Origin of the sequence: Mucilaginibacter agri (genome assembly GCF_009928685.1) — a bacterium.
In the GTDB taxonomy this organism is placed as follows: domain Bacteria; phylum Bacteroidota; class Bacteroidia; order Sphingobacteriales; family Sphingobacteriaceae; genus Mucilaginibacter; species Mucilaginibacter agri.
Map to the genome: position 1 here is coordinate 65895 of NZ_WWEO01000039.1, position 15929 is coordinate 81823.

16 protein-coding genes and 2 tRNA genes are annotated in these 15929 nt (G+C 42.4%); 11 read left to right on the top strand and 7 right to left on the bottom strand.

Features of this window, described 5'->3' with window-relative positions:
- Positions 1 to 2: 2 nt before the first annotated feature.
- Together GSY63_RS04670 and GSY63_RS04675 are read right to left on the bottom strand one after the other, a co-directional pair.
- Positions 3 to 1109, bottom strand: a complete 1107-nt coding sequence (locus GSY63_RS04670) for a type III polyketide synthase (RefSeq protein ID WP_166584665.1) — start codon at positions 1107 to 1109, stop codon at positions 3 to 5.
- Between the two features lie 10 nt (positions 1110 to 1119).
- Entirely contained in the window at positions 1120 to 1653 is a 534-nt protein-coding gene (locus tag GSY63_RS04675) for a YceI family protein (RefSeq protein WP_166584666.1), read from the bottom strand.
- A gap of 145 nt (positions 1654 to 1798) precedes the next feature.
- On the opposite strand from GSY63_RS04675, the gene GSY63_RS04680 reads away from it, so the two are divergent.
- Entirely contained in the window at positions 1799 to 2770 is a 972-nt protein-coding gene (locus tag GSY63_RS04680) for a UbiA family prenyltransferase (RefSeq protein WP_166584667.1), read from the top strand.
- Positions 2771 to 2828: 58 nt separating this feature from the next.
- Positions 2829 to 3083, top strand: coding sequence for a hypothetical protein (locus GSY63_RS04685; protein WP_166584668.1), 255 nt, complete (start codon positions 2829 to 2831; stop codon positions 3081 to 3083).
- Between the two features lie 121 nt (positions 3084 to 3204).
- On the opposite strand, the gene GSY63_RS04690 is transcribed toward GSY63_RS04685, so the two are convergent.
- The 3 genes from GSY63_RS04690 to GSY63_RS04700 are packed head-to-tail and all read right to left on the bottom strand — an operon-like array spanning position 3205 to position 5504.
- A complete protein-coding gene (locus GSY63_RS04690) occupies positions 3205 to 4515 on the bottom strand; it encodes a carbohydrate porin (RefSeq protein ID WP_166584669.1) in 1311 nt (436 codons plus the stop codon).
- A 35-nt stretch (positions 4516 to 4550) separates the two neighbouring features.
- Entirely contained in the window at positions 4551 to 5204 is a 654-nt protein-coding gene (locus tag GSY63_RS04695) for an HD domain-containing protein (protein WP_166584670.1), read from the bottom strand.
- Between the two features lie 33 nt (positions 5205 to 5237).
- A complete protein-coding gene (locus GSY63_RS04700; protein WP_166584671.1) occupies positions 5238 to 5504 on the bottom strand; it encodes a helix-turn-helix domain-containing protein in 267 nt (88 codons plus the stop codon).
- Between the two features lie 295 nt (positions 5505 to 5799).
- Here GSY63_RS04700 and GSY63_RS04705 point away from each other — a divergent pair, with 295 nt between their 5' ends.
- The 9 genes from GSY63_RS04705 to GSY63_RS04745 all read left to right on the top strand — a co-directional run bounded on the left by GSY63_RS04705 (position 5800) and on the right by GSY63_RS04745 (position 14205).
- Positions 5800 to 6081, top strand: a complete 282-nt coding sequence (locus GSY63_RS04705; RefSeq protein WP_166584672.1) for a DUF427 domain-containing protein — start codon at positions 5800 to 5802, stop codon at positions 6079 to 6081.
- A gap of 3 nt (positions 6082 to 6084) precedes the next feature.
- Complete coding sequence (locus GSY63_RS04710; protein WP_166584673.1) at positions 6085 to 7467, top strand: mercuric reductase; 1383 nt, start codon at positions 6085 to 6087, stop codon at positions 7465 to 7467.
- Between the two features lie 2 nt (positions 7468 to 7469).
- Complete coding sequence (locus GSY63_RS04715) at positions 7470 to 8426, top strand: ABC transporter ATP-binding protein (RefSeq protein WP_166584674.1); 957 nt, start codon at positions 7470 to 7472, stop codon at positions 8424 to 8426.
- Positions 8423 to 9994 (top strand): ABC transporter permease/substrate-binding protein, encoded by a 1572-nt coding sequence (locus GSY63_RS04720; protein ID WP_166584675.1) that lies wholly within the window; start codon positions 8423 to 8425, stop codon positions 9992 to 9994. Before GSY63_RS04715 ends, GSY63_RS04720 begins: the two co-directional genes overlap by 4 nt.
- A gap of 5 nt (positions 9995 to 9999) precedes the next feature.
- A complete protein-coding gene (gene egtB, locus GSY63_RS04725) occupies positions 10000 to 11154 on the top strand; it encodes an ergothioneine biosynthesis protein EgtB (protein WP_166584676.1) in 1155 nt (384 codons plus the stop codon).
- A 10-nt stretch (positions 11155 to 11164) separates the two neighbouring features.
- Positions 11165 to 12157, top strand: coding sequence for an L-histidine N(alpha)-methyltransferase (gene egtD / locus GSY63_RS04730; RefSeq protein WP_166584677.1), 993 nt, complete (start codon positions 11165 to 11167; stop codon positions 12155 to 12157).
- A 192-nt stretch (positions 12158 to 12349) separates the two neighbouring features.
- Positions 12350 to 12421: transfer RNA gene (locus tag GSY63_RS04735), tRNA-Glu, on the top strand.
- Positions 12422 to 12518: 97 nt separating this feature from the next.
- Positions 12519 to 12590: transfer RNA gene (locus tag GSY63_RS04740), tRNA-Glu, on the top strand.
- A 166-nt stretch (positions 12591 to 12756) separates the two neighbouring features.
- A complete protein-coding gene (locus GSY63_RS04745; protein WP_166584678.1) occupies positions 12757 to 14205 on the top strand; it encodes a hypothetical protein in 1449 nt (482 codons plus the stop codon).
- Positions 14206 to 14347: 142 nt separating this feature from the next.
- Here the strand turns inward: GSY63_RS04745 and GSY63_RS04750 are convergent, their stop codons facing one another.
- Positions 14348 to 15160, bottom strand: a complete 813-nt coding sequence (locus GSY63_RS04750; protein ID WP_166584679.1) for a hypothetical protein — start codon at positions 15158 to 15160, stop codon at positions 14348 to 14350.
- Between the two features lie 299 nt (positions 15161 to 15459).
- Positions 15460 to 15888, bottom strand: a complete 429-nt coding sequence (locus GSY63_RS04755) for a VOC family protein (RefSeq protein WP_166584680.1) — start codon at positions 15886 to 15888, stop codon at positions 15460 to 15462.
- Positions 15889 to 15929: the final 41 nt, after the last annotated feature.

Sequence of the window (15929 nt, forward strand, 5' to 3'; positions counted from 1 at the left end):
GCTTAATGCATTTGAAGTACCATGCCTTCAACCGTTAAACCTGGTCCGAAAGCAAAACTCAGGATGCGTTGATCTTTTAGCTTTTTTTCTTTAAGCATTTTATCCAGCACAAACAATATGGTAGCCGATGACATGTTTCCGTATTGTTGTAAAACTTCGTAAGCGATGGCGTTGCTTTCCTCAGGCAATTCTAGAGCTTCTTCTACGGCCTCTAATATTTTTTTGCCGCCAGGATGTATGGCATAAGCGCCAATCTGATCATAATCCAACCCGGCATGTGCCAGCAAATTATCGGTAATGGGTTTGATGTATTTTTTAATCTGACGGGAAACTTTAGAGGTTAAGCGCATCTCGAAACCGGTGTTACCTACATACCAGCCCATTTCGTCGCGTGCTTCGGGCAAAAATTCGGTGTAGAAACTTTCGAGTTCGATTGCCGGTTTGTTTGAGGTCAGAGGGGCGTGGGTTACGAGGGCAGCAGCCGCGCCGTCTGAGAAAAGAGAATTAGCTACCCAGTTATCCAGGGTACTATCCTTTTGAAAATGCAGCGTACACAATTCAACGCTTACCACCAAAACCTTTGCGCTGGGATTTGACCGGCAGATGTAATCGGCAGTTTTTAATCCGTTTACCGCGCCGTAGCAGCCCATAAAATTAATGCAGGTACGTTCGGTATGGCGGTTAAGGCCAAGTTGCTCTACCAGATCTATATCTAAGCCGGGGGCATACATGCCGGTGCAGCTAACGGTAATCAAATGGGTAATCTCTTTATAAATGCCATCACCCAAATCTTTCAAGCAGGCCCTCACCGCATCTGCGGCAACTAAAGCAGCTTTTTGCTGATATAGCTGCAATCGTTTCTGGGTAGAAATAAAAGGTTCGAGATTGGCGTTCTGCTCAAAAAAAGTAAAGTTGTCGCTGTCGGCAAAGCCAAAATCTGGAATTACCGAATAACGGTAATTAATACCGGCATGGTCGTAAATGCTTTTTAAACGGGCTTTGTTGGTATCATTAAGCGCGAAGGCGTTAGCCATAAAGCGAAATATATCTTCCTGTAAGATCTTATGCTCCGGATTTGCCGTGCCAATTGCGCTTATGCAGCTACCCATTTAATGTTGTTTACTTCGTTGTTTCTACCTCAATGTTGATGGTTGCCTCTTTAGCAAGCACCATGCTCGATCCGCCTACGCCAAAATCAGTGCGGTCTATTTTAAAACTACCTTTAAATAACGAAGCATTGCTGCCAGTTTCGGTATAGGTAAAAGGTACGTTAACCGTTTTTGTTTTGTCTTTAATAGTTACGTTGAAAACACCGGTATAGTTGTTTCCGCTGCCATGTTTAAATGAAACCGATTTCATGGTGATATGCGGGTACTTTACGATGTCGAAATAATCTTCACTTTTAAGGTGTTTGTCGCGCATGTCATTCTCCGAATTAAGGCTGGCAGTTTCAATAGAAGCCTCAATGCTGCTGGTTGCCAGTTGCTGAGGGTCGAATTTAATATCTGCCTGCAGGCTGGTAAATTTGCCACTGGTATTAATGCCCATATTTTTGATTTCGTAACTAACGGTTGATTTGGTTACCGTTTGTTTAACCTGTGCAAAAGCGTTGGTAAGGGTTAGCAGGGCAATAAATAAAAAAAATCTTTTCATGTAGTCGTTAAAGTGTTTTGCAACGTATCTATCATTAACTACGCTGCAAAGAGTGGAACCGTTGTATTAGTTTTTTAAATGATGGATAGCGTGTATCCAAACATAATAAATTTATTGACCTTAATATCGCTACATTAGTTTAATCATGTTCAAACAATTATGGCCTACACGGTCGGCTATTGCGCATCTCAGGTTTGTGTTTTCAGTATTTCTGCTGCCGGTATTTTGTTTTGCTTATAGCCAGGCACCCCAGATAAATATGACTAAAGCCGTGCTGATCTTTATAATCTGGCATGTATTGGCTTTTCCCGCCAGTAACGGCTATAACAGCTATTTTGATAAGGACGAAGACAGTATTGGCCTGCTCGAAAAACCACCGGTAGTTGATTTGAGCTTATATTATTTTTCGATACTGTTGGAGGTGCTGGCCTTTGGTCTTGGTTTTTTAGTAAGCTGGCAATTTGCTATTGCTGTGTTGCTTTACGGTATGATGTCTAAAATGTACAGCCATCCATCAACGCGCCTAAAACGTTATCCTATTATCAGCTTTTTAACCGTTTTTATTTTCCAGGGATGTTTTATCTATTGGACTACCTATACAGCGCTGTCTGGTGTGAGTTTATTTGATTATTGGGATGCCCGGTTTATAATGGCAGGCGCCATCTGTTCGTGCCTGATTGGCGCCTCGTATCCACTCACCCAGGTTTACCAACATGATGAAGACAGTCGTCGCGGCGACCGCACCCTGAGCCTGTTGCTGGGCTATAAGGGTTCGTTTATATTTTCGGGTGTGTTATTTACGAGCGCCATTGTACTTACCTTTTTTTATTGGCAAACCATATCATTAAAGCCGTTTTACAGCTTTTTGATCTGCGCTTTGCCCGTATTCCTTTACTTTAACTATTGGTTTTATTTGGTTGGCAAGTCTACTTCAAACGCCAATTTTAAAAATGCCATGCGCATGAACTTTATCAGCGCGGCATGCATGCTGATTTATTTTGTTGGGTTGATGGTAATACCTAAAGCAGGCCCTTTGCTACCCAAAAGCGGGATAATGCAAACGCAGTTGAATAATCGAAATAGGCAAGGTGTAACAATAACGTCACATTCAAGTTAAAGTAACACTAATCAACTTCTATATCAGTTGTTATTATACAACAATTAATAACAGCAATATGAAAAAAGCAAGTTACATCCTGTTAGTAGCAGGTTTAGTGGTTATGATCGCAGGGCTTTTTGTGTTCGGACACGTTAATCAGGACAATGCAGTAGATTCGCATGTTAGAGGAGTTTACATCAATGGCTTCCGTTCGTTCCCTTGGCCCGTATTTGCAGGCTTTGTAGTATTCATGATCGGCATTACCTTCAATATATCAGACCAAGAACGTGTTGGACAAAGATTTATAAATGATCATGCTCGTCATGCTTAATTTAAAGAGTCAAGAATCAAGATAGAGACCAAAAAAGGCTGCGATCAACTCGCAGCCTTTTTTGGTCTATGCCTCTTTCAGGATCTTGATTCCTGATTCTCGACTCTTGCTTCTCTTCAAACTAAAACTCTATATGCGCCCGTATGGAAAACACGTTTACCGGTCCCCGGTCTTTATTGTAAGCGGGGTTAATGATAAACTGGTAATCTGGCGTAATAAAGAATTTCTGCTGAAAGGCATCTAACTTGTAGTAAAACTCAGCCAGCATTTCGGTGCCGTAGTTAAGTTTTCCATCGCCAATGATGAAGCCGTAGCCTCCGGCTGCCAAATAGTCTCGGTGCGGTTGGGAGATGCCGTTACCTACAAACGCCAAACCTATTTCATCGTTTTTACGTTTCCACGAACGGCCGTTTAGTACACCTCCGAAGCTGATAGAGCGGTCTATCTCGGTAAAGAACCAGGTTTCTGTTTTACCATCGTTGTAACTTGCTTTGGCAAACACACCAAAATCTTTGCTCAGATTTTGCTCGGCATTTATTCCAAAGCCAAACTTATGGCGGCCATATTGTTGCGTCGTATCTACAACCGGGTTGGTTGGCGATAAGGCCAACGCGGCACGGTAATCGCCCATTTTTCCGTTGTTGGCAAAGCCTAATATTCTGAATGCGCCCTTATTGCCGTTAATGGCATAGCGTTTCTCATACTCCAGGGTTTGTGAGTTTGCTTTGCCAATACGCTCGTCCCAAATAGCACCGTTGGCAGTCGTGGTAATCATGGTGTAAGCAAAACGGAGTGTCCAGGTGGGTTGGCCGAGTTCGGCATATAAACCAATTACATAGCCACGGGTATTGGCCGGGTAGTCCCAGGCACCATTACTCATTAGCGACCAGTTCATAAACTGCGTGCGCGGATCGTGGCTGAAACTGTTGCCATCAAAATAATCGGCCATGCCGAATTTACCTGCAGTAAGAGAGAAATAACGTTTGCTTTTTAAGCCAGCTAATTGGTTCTGATCATCTGTTAAGGTGTCCTTATCCTTGCCCCACTCAAAATTTTGCGTAAGGTATAGTCGCGCTATGTAGATCTTGGGCTCGGCCGCACCAACCCTAAAAGTTTCGCCATTGGGAAAACCGGCTACGCCCAAAGTTTTACTCAGCCCCGCACCACCCGACATTTCGGGGTTAAAAAACGCCTGTGCGCCTTTCCACAAACGGGCACCTCCAAAAAGGGTGGTAGTAAGCGATGTTGCGCTTTCTTTTAATGGAGATAAACTGTTAGTTCCGCTGTAATCCGCACTAAAGCCTGTTTTGCTTTGGGTAATTACCGTTTGTTGGAAGTGAAAATTAAACCGTTGTTGCTTAACGGTATCCTGCGCAATAGCGGCGTTCACTATAAAAACAAGAAGAATTAAAGTTTGTAAAGTTTTAGTCATATAGGGGTGTTAATGCGGGCAAAAGTACAATTTTATTATAGCGTACCTTCCCATTCGTTGTAAAACTCCTGCAGATACAACTCCATAAAATCGTGCCGTTTTTGCGCAAGTTGCTTACCAGTAGTGGTATTCATCTTATCTTTCAACAATAAAAGCTTCTCGTAAAAGTGATTAATGGTGGGAGCGGTGCTGTTTTTATAGGCCTTTTTGGTCATGTTTAAGTCGGGTTGTATGTTTGGATTATACATCTCGCGACCCTTGTAACCTCCATAAGTAAACGCCCGGGCAATGCCAATAGCACCAATGGCATCGAGGCGATCGGCATCCTGAACTACGGCCAGTTCTTTCGAAAAATATTGCTGCTTATCAAAGCTAGCTTTGAAGGACATGTGCCTGATGATGAGGGCAACCTGTTCGGTAATCTGGTCGTCGGCACCTATCTCATTTAAGAAATTGCTTGCGGTTTGAGGGCCGATTTCTTCGTCGCCGTTATTAAACTTACTGTCGGCAATGTCATGCAACAGGGCGGCAAGTTCAACAATGGTTAAATTAACATCCTCTGTTTGAGCAATGAGTTTTGCATTATTCCAAACCCGCGAAATATGCCACCAGTCGTGCCCCGATTCGGCGCCGGCCAATTTTTCCTGTACAAATTTTACGGTAGATGTTACTAAAAGGTCGTGATTCATATTTGTAGCTTTTGAGGCTACAAATATACAAGGTTACAACGAAGCAGCTTGCGGATGCTCTGAAGGGAATGGAGATTTTGGATCTTCCATTAATTTGGCAACTTCAACTTCAATAATTTTCGAAATATGGAAAAGGCGCTCGAGGGTAATTTTGGTATATCCCAGCTCAATCTTGCTATAAGCGTTTTGTGATATGCCTAATTTCATGGCCAGATATTCTTGCGTATAACCCTTACTTTCCCTGATACGGCGTATGTTGCTTGCTATATTTTTAATTTTGTGAGAGACGTCTACAGTCATAACTACATCTTATCGTTTAGATAACTTACGGCATCGGGGTTAACTTGGATTTATTATTTTAAATTTCTAATTAATTTAATTGGAAATCTCATAAAAATAAGGCTGGTAGTGTGATGCTAATTGCTAAAAATGAATTAGTTAAGAATAGCAGGCCGTCGTAGAAAAAAAGACCGAATCCGATTTAAGGTAAACTTTCAGTGCATTCAAACGTTTGCAAAAGCAGGTTCTTTTAAATCCGGCTTACCAGAAAGAAGCGTATATTTATATCACCTATCAAACCCTAAGAAAAAACGAAATGAAAGCTACTTGGAACAACGAGGTTATTGCCGAAAGCAACGACACTATTGTAATTGAAAATAACCATTATTTTCCGGCGGACAGCGTAAAGCAAGAGTACCTGAAACCATCTGATACGCATACAACTTGCCCCTGGAAAGGCCTGGCATCTTATTATACCTTAACTGTAGACGGGCAGCAAAACAAAGATGCCGCCTGGTATTACCCCGAACCTAAAGATGCTGCTAAAGAAATCAAAGATTATATTGCTTTTTGGAAGGGTGTTAAAGTAACCGAATAAGTTATGAAGCATTATGATGCTATTGTAATTGGTGCGGGTCAGGCTGGTTCGCCATTATGCAAAAAGCTGGCCAATGCCGGTAAAAAAACCTTAATGATAGAAAAGCGCTGGATAGGTGGCACCTGTGTAAACGATGGTTGCACGCCAACCAAAGCCATGGTGGCCTCGGCCAAAGCTGCCTATCTGGCAAAGCGCTGTACTGATCTGGGTGTTACTATCGACAGCTTTCATATTAATATGAAGCAGGTTAAAAAGCGTAAAGACGAGATTGTGATGCAATCACGCAATGGGGGGCAAAAAGCTATTGAGAAAACCGAAAATCTCGACCTGCTTTTTGGTGAAGCTGCTTTCATCGGGCCTAAATCCATTAAAGTAAAGCTAAATGCGGGGGGTGAGGAAGAAGTGCAAGCAGACCTGATTTTCCTTGATGCCGGTGCTACGCCTGTAATTCCAGAAATTGATGGGTTGAAAGATATTGATTACCTGACATCAACCACCATCCTTGATCTGGATGAAGTACCCGAACATATCCTTATTATCGGCGGTAATTATGTGGCTTTAGAATTTGCGCAAATGTTCCACCGTTTTGGCAGCAAAATTTCTGTGTTGGAGCGTGGTGAACGCATTATGGCTAAAGAAGACGAGGATGTATCAGAAGGGCTTAAGCAGATATTAGTTGATGAAGGTTTAGATATTTACACCAAAGCCGAAGTTCACCATTTTGAGAAAGCGGCCGGGGGTATTAAAGCCTCGGCAATTATCGGCGGCGAGCAAAAGGAATTTAAATGCTCGCATGTTTTATTGGCAGCAGGCCGAAAGCCATTGACAGACGCTTTGCTCTTAGATAAAACCGGAGTAGAACTGGATGACAAAGGCTTTATTAAAGTAAACGAAAAGCTGGAAACCAATGTGCCGGGCATTTATGCTCTTGGCGACGTTAACGGCGGCCCGGCTTTTACTCATATTGCCTATAATGATTATACTATTGTTTACCGCAACCTGATAGAGGGCACTGATTATAAAACTACCGAGAGGCCACTACCGTATTGCATGTTTACCGATCCGCAACTGGGCCGCGTAGGTTTGACTGAAAAACAAGCCCGTGAACAAGGTTATGAGATTAAAGTAGCCATACTGCCCATGAAACACGTAGCCCGTGCTATTGAAGTAAGCGATACCCGCGGCTTTATGAAAGCTGTGGTTAATGCCAAAACCAAAGAGATTTTGGGCGCAGCTGTTTTGGCGGAAGAAGGCGGCGAAATTATGTCGGTACTGCAAATGGCTATGGAGGGCGGTATCACCTACGACAGGATTCGTTACTGCGTATTTGCCCACCCGACCTACTCCGAATCATTGAACAACCTTTTTATGAAGATTGAGGATTAGGTATGATCTCGGTAAGGCAACTCAGTAAACATTATGGAGAGCTAAAAGCTGTTGACAATATCTCTTTTGAAGTTGGCGAGCACGAAAACCTGATTTTACTGGGTACCAGCGGCTGTGGTAAAACCACCACCCTTAAAATGCTGAACAGGCTGATTGAACCAACCTCGGGTGAAATTTATGTTGATGGTAAGAATGTAAAAGACCAATCGCCCGAAAGTTTGCGACGGAGCATCGGCTATGTGCTGCAGAATACGGGTTTGTTTCCGCACTATACCATTGCCGAAAATATTGCTGTTGTACCAAAACTGCTGAAATGGGATAAAAGCAAGATAGAAAGCCGCACTAACGAATTAATAGAGAAGTTGCGCCTCCCGGTGGATAGCCTCTATAAGTATCCATCTCAATTAAGTGGGGGGCAGCAACAGCGCGTTGGACTGGCACGGGCGTTAATTGCCGACCCTCCGGTATTACTGATGGACGAGCCATTTGGCGCTTTGGACAATATTACCCGCACACGGGTGCAGGCCGAATTCAAAGCACTCGATGAGTTGCTCCGCAAAACCATTATCATGGTTACGCACGATGTGCAGGAAGCCTTTGAGTTAGGCGACAGAATTTGCCTGATGGACAAAGGCCATATTGTACAAATAGGTACACCGCAGGAGCTGCTATTTAAACCAGCTAATGATTTTGTGAAACAGTTTTTAGATGCACAGCGCGTGCAGTTGGAATTTAAAACAGTTACCATAGGCAACATTTGGGATCGCCTCCCTGTAGGTGGCCTGGATAATATTGCCACCACCCTAAATGAGAACACGAGTGTTTGGGCAAGTTTAACAGCATTTGATCATCAAAAACAACAACAGCTAACGATTAAGAATGCCGATGCAATTAAAACGATTACGTACGAGCAGCTAATGGCGGCTTATCACCAATATCAACAACGACCGCAGGTATGAATGAGCACCAGCAAACCTTGTGGGAGTTTATGCAGCAGCAGTCGGACAAGCTGCTTACGCAAACCATGGAGCACATCGGGCTAACATTTATTGCCTTATTACTGGCCATTATTGTGGGTTTGCCCTTGGGGATATTTATTGCTCGCAAGCAAAAATTATCGGGCATTGTGTTGGGGATTGCAGGCGTACTGCAAACTATCCCAAGCATTGCCCTACTGGGTTTTATGATCCCGGTATTGGGAATAGGCCCTAAGCCTGCTATAGCTGCTTTGTTGATCTACGCCTTGTTGCCTGTGATTCGAAATACGTTTACAGGGATAACCGGAGTAGATGCGACCATTAAAGAAGCAGCGCAGGCTATGGGGATGAGTAAGGGGCAGATATTAGCACGCGTAGAACTGCCTCTGGCAATGCCTGTAATATTGGCCGGTATCCGTACCGCAGCGGTAATTAATGTGGGCGTGGCAACATTGGCCTCATTAATTGCTGCGGGTGGTTTAGGTGAGTTTATTTTCGGCGGAATCTCGCTTAATAATACCAACATGATCTTGGCCGGCGCAATACCGGCAGCACTGCTGGCCATCATTTTTGATTTTCTTTTATCCCTGTTGCAAAAGCTAAATGCTAAAAAGTTGAAAGTAGCAGTACAGGTCCTTCCAGTAATTCTTATTCTTTTATCTATAGTTTACCTTGTTCCATCGGCTTATGGTACGAAATTAAAAGCAGGCTTTACGCCCGAGTTTATGGGCAGGCAGGATGGCGACCTAGGCCTTAAACAAAAATACGGACTAAAGATCCACACACTGGTAATCAGCGACGCGGTTATGTACAAGGCGGCTTATCAAAAGGAGCTGGATGTCATCAGCGGATACTCAACAGATGGTAGACTGAAAGCCTACGATCTAGTTGTGCTGAATGATAATAAAGCAATCTTCCCACCTTACTACGCGGCGCCGATTGTTCGGGAAGACGCGCTTAAAAAATTCCCTGATCTCGAAAAAACATTGAATATGCTTTCGGGCTATATCACAGATTCGGTAATGACGGGTTTAAACTACCGTACCGATTATCTGCACGAAAGCCCCGAAAAAGTAGCGAAGGATTTCTTAGTTGCTCATCATTTGTATAAAGAAGATCAACACGGATCTGGCGATATAGTGCGCATTGGCTCCAAGATATTTGGTGAGCAATATATCCTGGGCGAAATGTATAGTATGCTGATTAAAGGTTATACCGACTACCGGGTTTCTACCAAAACGGGATTGGGAGGTACTAAGATCTGTTTCGATGCCTTAACCAATAATCAGATCGATCTGTATCCCGAATACACAGGTACGGGTTTGTTGGTAATGCTTCAGCCTAAACAAAAAATAATCGACTCGCTTTCGACTGATAAGGATAAAACCTATCAATATGTAAAAGCCGAGTTTGAAAAGCGATATCAGTTGCGCTGGCTAAAACCCATAGGCTTTAATAATGCGTATGCCATAATGATGCGAAAACAACAGGCAGATGACTTAAACATTAAAACAATTTCTGACCTTAAACGATATTTGGATAGCAACTAAGTGCAATGAGTTTATTAGGCGATTGTTATAAAACGGTAAGGCAGCGAAGCGAAGCTATCTGCAGCCCGCTCCAAACTGAGGATTATGTGGTGCAACCCATTGTGGATGTTAGTCCGCCTAAATGGCATTTAGGGCATACCACCTGGTTTTTCGAAACCTTTATTCTGAAGCCTTATTTTATGGGCTACCAGGAATATAATCCCGATTACAACTATGTTTTTAACAGTTATTATGAAACTGTAGGTGCCCGGGTAATCCGTACCGACAGAGGCAATTTGAGCAGGCCTACGGTGCAGGATGTGTACAAGTATCGCGCTTATGTCGACGAAGCTATGTTCCGCTTTTTGGCCGAAGAACCATCTGCAGAAGTAAAGGAGCTAATGACACTCGGCTTTAACCACGAAGAGCAACATCAGGAACTGCTTTATTACGACATCAAATATATTTTGGGACATAATCCACTTTTCCCGGCTTATGATGCAGGTTATGCCTCGCCCAAAATAGAACATCTTTTGGCTGCTGATTTTATCAGTATGCCCGAAGGAATTTATGAAGTAGGTTTTGAAGGCGAGGGCTTCAGTTTTGATAATGAGTTGAACCGCCATAAAGTATATCTCAACGCTTATGAAATAAGTCCTAATCAGGTAACCAACGAGGAGTACCTGAAGTTTATTAACGACGGCGGTTATCACGATTTTCGCTTTTGGCATGCCGAAGCCTGGGATTGGGTAAAAGCCAACAAGATAGAAGCGCCGCTATACTGGCACCTTATAGACGAGCAATGGCAAAACTATACCCTACGCGGTTTAGAACAGCTCGATTTGGATGCGCCGGTAACCCACATTAGCTATTACGAGGCCTACGCCTATGCCTCGTGGAAAGGCCTGCGCCTGCCAACCGAATTTGAGTGGGAGGCAGCAGCTGATAAATTTAAATGGGGCAAAAGCTGGGAATGGACCGAAAGTGCTTATCTGCCTTATCCAGGTTTTGCAAAAGCACCCGGTGCCATTGGCGAGTATAATGGCAAGTTTATGGTAAGCCAAAAAGTATTACGCGGCGCATCAGAAGGTACGCCGCCGGGGCACAGTCGCCCAACCTACCGCAATTTTTTTCATCCGAGTATGCGCTGGCTTTTTAATGGTATCCGTTTAGCCAGATAATTTGATAACAATGCAAGCAAGCCAATTACAAAACCGACAAACCTTAACCGCTGTGGATACCGCACTCAGTCAGTTTTATGACGATGTGATAAGCGGTCTTACGTCAACGCCAAAACACCTGGACTCCAAGTATTTTTATGATACCCGGGGTGACGAGCTGTTTCAGGATATTATGAACTGCGAGGAATATTATCCCACGGATTGCGAGATGGAAATTTTCACCGAGCAAACCGCAGCATTGGCCAAAGCAATTAAGGCCGATGGTACGCCGTTTAACCTGATTGAATTGGGTGCGGGCGATGCTACAAAATCTATCCACCTGTTAAGGCAACTACAAAGCAGCGGTACGGATTTTACCTACCTGCCGATAGATATCTCGGGCCACGTGATCAGCTCGCTTAATGCAACGCTGCCGGCCTTGCTGCCCGGGCTTAAAATAAGGGGCCTGGAGGGCGAATATTTTAATATGCTTACTGAGGCTGCCAAAAGCTCAGATAATCGCAACGTGGTGCTCTTTTTGGGCTCAAACATTGGCAATATGCCGGTGCATGAGGCCGAAGACTTTTGTAAGGTACTGCACATGCATCTATCTGCAGGCGATATGGCGCTTATCGGTGTAGACCTGAAGAAAAATCCTAAAGTGATTTTGGACGCTTATAACGACAAAGAAGGCTTCACCAAACAATTTAACCTCAATCTGCTTCACCGCATTAACCGCGAGCTGGATGGAAATTTCGACATAGATAAATTTGATCACTATCCAATATATGATCCGGAGACCGGAGCTTGCAAAAGCTACCTGATTAGCCTCGAAGATCAGAAGGTTAGGATAGGTGGACAGATGATAAGTTTTGCGAAAGACGAATACATCCACATGGAGGTTTCGCAAAAATACACTGTTGAGCAAACCAACAATATGGCAGCCATTGCTTGCTTTAAACCTATTGCCGAATTTTATGATAGTAAAAAGTGGTTTTTAGATGCCATTTGGATGGCTTTGTAAGCTCATTATTTCAAGAAAAAGCAAGTTTTAAATTTTTTTTTAATTCCATTATTAATTTTAATCACAAACTCATATCTTTGCAATCCCAAAATAAGGGAAACAGTTCTTTAAAGGAGTAGTCATTAGCAAATTAATCATTGGTCATTCAGGCTGGTGGATTTGATGCTAAAGCCTTTTAAATCAAATATAAAAGGCCCGTTCGTCTAGGGGTTAGGACAGGAGATTTTCATTCTTCAAACAGGGGTTCGATTCCCCTACGGGCTACTATAACAATTTTGAGGTGTGAATGCCAGGTTTTGATTCTTTATCAATACCGATCGTTCACCAATCCGCGACTCAAAATTGACAACTACAAAAATGCGGCCCGTTCGTCTAGGGGTTAGGACAGGAGATTTTCATTCTTCAAACAGGGGTTCGATTCCCCTACGGGCTACAAGCCGCTTTACGAAAGTAGAGCGGCTTTTTTGTTTTTCGATGGTTAGAGCTCGCGGTTCCGGTGCACCAGCTAGGATAAAATTATCTCATTAATCTCACTGAATCTAATGCTTTTCAACGGCTGAAATTATCCTTATCTTTAATTGTCTTAAAAACTCCGTGATATGGGTGATCGTAACTCGCTATCAGACGTTTATGACTACTTTGCTGACAAACTAGTCAGGTTTTATGTCGTGCGTAGTGTTGTTATGCTAACCGTTGTTTTAACACTATATAATGGGTCGAAAGTTTTAGATAATAACGACATTAAAGAGAAGGTTAACTCAGTGAAGGCAATGTGTGGAAATAAAAGAGTGCCTCCGATTAACGATTTTATTGTAGACAACCTTTTTTCGAAACATGATGGGTATAATGGTGAAATTGATTCGGCAACTAAAAGAAAAGTGCTTGTTTTACTTGATGTTATTAAAGCAAAATACGACGAAGCTTATCAGATCAAAGTTTCAATTGTGGGCGATTTGAATATCGACCTTCGTTATTGGATTTTTATAGTCCCTTTCGTTTTTCTGATCTCTAGTATCTACGCTTACATACTCGCTGTTAAAATTCGAATTATTGAACAGGTTAGCAATGCAAATGCGAAAACCGGAATTGAAAATTTATTTGATAAAGATGTAATAAGCGAGTTTCAAAGCCAGCCTTATAAGTTCTTAAAGTTTTTTTTTGTATTGGCAGAACTTATTTTAATAGGGTTGTTTATAGTAAGCTGCTGGTCTTTTTTGGCAAATTTTGAATCAGATATTAATGTTTTAATAGGACTGTGCTACCTGACAATTTTTTACTACGGGCTTGCAAACGCCGTGTTGATCAAAGAGAAACTACAACATGTAATGGATGTTCGCAATAATCGAAGTCTACTCAGAATAATATGGGATGGGGTAGCAAAAAAAACTATAACAATGATCTCGAGAATAAGCATAAAAAGATCATATATCATCTCATTTATTTCGTTATTTATCACACTCTTTACAGTCATGTCATTTAGAACTTGTGCTTGGCAACACGAGGATGGAGATCCAAAAGGTTACGAAATGATCATCAAATGGAAATTTGAAAATTACGGAGACGTGATTAACATCATTTATCAAATGTGCTATGTTTCGACACTCTTATTAGCTTTGATAATAGGTTTAAGTTGGTTTGTTAAAGAAAAGGTAACTCAGTCATTTTACAAGGTTACTGTTTATTTAATTGTTGCGCTTGTAAATTTAATTTTTATATTTTTATCAGTATACTTTGGAGTATACATATTCTTATTAGATTCTTATTGGATCGCGTTGGTGACATTTCTGTTAATTGCAATTGTTATTGGGCTATTGAAGTACCGCTCCGGCAATAAGCTTGCAGACGCCTCGAATATTGGCCGAAAAATACTCTTCGCATGTTTTCCATTTTTTGTTCTTGCAATTTTAAACCTGATTTTCTTTATATCTGAGGCACCTGGGTGGATGGTTTTCTACTGGGGGGTGATATTTATAGATATAAGTGTTTTTAAGTTGTTAAGCGCTTTTCAGCTGTTTAACCGGACGACTATGTCGAGTGGCTTGGCTTAGGTCACGACGCATTTGACCCCGCTTCGCTTCTGACGCAAGCATGCAGCTGTGGCGATAGCGTGGCGTACTTGTGCCTATAAAAGCTAAATGATTATGAAACTTACAGACACAAGCACTCAGCCCCAAAAATTCTCTACTGTCCTTATTGCTTTTGCATATTTGGCGTTACCCCAACCGGGCCATAGTCATAATTGCCTGGATAAGGTAGCTGCGCGTTAAGAAAATCGTAGCTATCGAAGAACATACTTTTGCCATCGGCAGTGAGAACCCCATAATATGGAATAATCCGGTTGTTTTGCGAGCCAAGTATCCCCGAGAAATTTACACGGCCGCCATCCTGACTCCACTTAACATGGAGCACTTGCGTTGCATCGCCACCATAAACAAGCGTTTTGCCATTAACCACGTAAGTGGCAGTACTATCTTCCCCAAAAGACATATTTGCTACTTCAAAATAATAGCCATGTGGCGTAGCCCAATGGCCTGTAACGCTTGGTGCCTTTGCCGGGAACAATTTTAAAGTGCCTGTAATTGCGTATAATGGAAATGCACCGCCTGTCATGGTACTTTTATCAGCAGATATCGTATAAACCTGCGGGCCATTGAACTGCGCTTCAGTAGATGGGAAAGCATATTTTACGGTGATGTCCGTTCCGCCCTGAGCGTTAGTAGCTACGTTTGTTACTTTGCCTTTTACCAATGAGTAAGCATTATTTAGTAAAATATACGTGAACGTTGACATGCTGCTATCGCCATTGAAACGGATAGATATTGGCTTGGGATAATAACCGTTACCCGCATTGGCCGTACCGGTATATTCGGTGTTGGAGAAGCTAAAAGTGCTTGTGGTAGTATTTGGCGGAGGTGGGCCGTTCTGCGTTTTTTGACAACTGTTACAACACAAAAAAGCACAAGTAATAATGCAAATAAATGCCAGAGAAGAAAAGTTTTTCATGATGAAATCTGTAAATTTAGATAGGTGATAGGCAACACCGGGAAATTAGGAAACCCTGCGAGCTAAAAATAACTTTACAAAGCAAGGGCGAAAAGCTGAATAAAACTTTTGAATTTGTTGCATATCCTTGCGAGTTTGTTCCATCGTTATCGTTTTTTGGCTGCTCTGATGTAAGCGCGCACGTGTCGCGCGTTCCATTTAAAAGTTCATATTTAGCTCAAAAGAGGATCCACGAAAAAGGCCACTCTATTTTGTAGAGCGGCCTTTTATCAATTTAGTATTTGTTAAGAGAGTTTAATTTATCCCCTGGAATCAAACTCCACAATCCATTCTATGCCGTATTTGTCTCTAAACATTCCAGCGTAGGTGCCCCAGGGTGTGTCGCCAATGGGGCCTTCAACGCTGCCACCGGCAGATAGTCCGTTAAATATTTTATCGGCCTCTTCATGGCTGTCAGCGTTAACGAATATTTTAGATCTGTTTTCGCTTTCGCTTACCTTGCCCATAAATTCGGGAACATCATTGGCTACCAATACATTGTTTTTACCAAGCGGTAAAGCAATGTACATGATCTTGTTTTCTTCACTTTCAGCTACCTGAAATTCGGCGCTTGCCAGGTCTTTAAAGCGAACGATCTTTGTGAATTCTCCGCCAAATACAGATTTGTAAAAGGTAAATGCTTCCTCGGCATTTCCGTTAAAGTTAATCCAGGGATTAATTGCTCTCATAGTGTTTTTGATTTACTGTTACCCAAAGATATACGAATACC

Excerpts from the sequence above, each read along its gene's own strand:
- GSY63_RS04680 (WP_166584667.1), top strand. The coding sequence starts at position 1,799 with ATGTTCAAACAATTATGGCCTACACGGTCGGCTATTGCGCATCTCAGG.
- GSY63_RS04715 (WP_166584674.1), top strand. The coding sequence starts at position 7,470 with ATGATCTCGGTAAGGCAACTCAGTAAACATTATGGAGAGCTAAAAGCT.
- GSY63_RS04755 (WP_166584680.1), bottom strand. The coding sequence starts at position 15,888 with ATGAGAGCAATTAATCCCTGGATTAACTTTAACGGAAATGCCGAGGAA.
- GSY63_RS04750 (WP_166584679.1), bottom strand. The coding sequence starts at position 15,160 with ATGAAAAACTTTTCTTCTCTGGCATTTATTTGCATTATTACTTGTGCT.
- GSY63_RS04670 (WP_166584665.1), bottom strand. The coding sequence starts at position 1,109 with ATGGGTAGCTGCATAAGCGCAATTGGCACGGCAAATCCGGAGCATAAG.
- GSY63_RS04700 (WP_166584671.1), bottom strand. The coding sequence starts at position 5,504 with ATGACTGTAGACGTCTCTCACAAAATTAAAAATATAGCAAGCAACATA.
- GSY63_RS04705 (WP_166584672.1), top strand. The coding sequence starts at position 5,800 with ATGAAAGCTACTTGGAACAACGAGGTTATTGCCGAAAGCAACGACACT.
- GSY63_RS04720 (WP_166584675.1), top strand. The coding sequence starts at position 8,423 with ATGAATGAGCACCAGCAAACCTTGTGGGAGTTTATGCAGCAGCAGTCG.
- GSY63_RS04695 (WP_166584670.1), bottom strand. The coding sequence starts at position 5,204 with ATGAATCACGACCTTTTAGTAACATCTACCGTAAAATTTGTACAGGAA.
- egtD (WP_166584677.1), top strand. The coding sequence starts at position 11,165 with ATGCAAGCAAGCCAATTACAAAACCGACAAACCTTAACCGCTGTGGAT.
- GSY63_RS04745 (WP_166584678.1), top strand. The coding sequence starts at position 12,757 with ATGGGTGATCGTAACTCGCTATCAGACGTTTATGACTACTTTGCTGAC.
- GSY63_RS04685 (WP_166584668.1), top strand. The coding sequence starts at position 2,829 with ATGAAAAAAGCAAGTTACATCCTGTTAGTAGCAGGTTTAGTGGTTATG.
- GSY63_RS04675 (WP_166584666.1), bottom strand. The coding sequence starts at position 1,653 with ATGAAAAGATTTTTTTTATTTATTGCCCTGCTAACCCTTACCAACGCT.
- GSY63_RS04690 (WP_166584669.1), bottom strand. The coding sequence starts at position 4,515 with ATGACTAAAACTTTACAAACTTTAATTCTTCTTGTTTTTATAGTGAAC.
- egtB (WP_166584676.1), top strand. The coding sequence starts at position 10,000 with ATGAGTTTATTAGGCGATTGTTATAAAACGGTAAGGCAGCGAAGCGAA.
- GSY63_RS04710 (WP_166584673.1), top strand. The coding sequence starts at position 6,085 with ATGAAGCATTATGATGCTATTGTAATTGGTGCGGGTCAGGCTGGTTCG.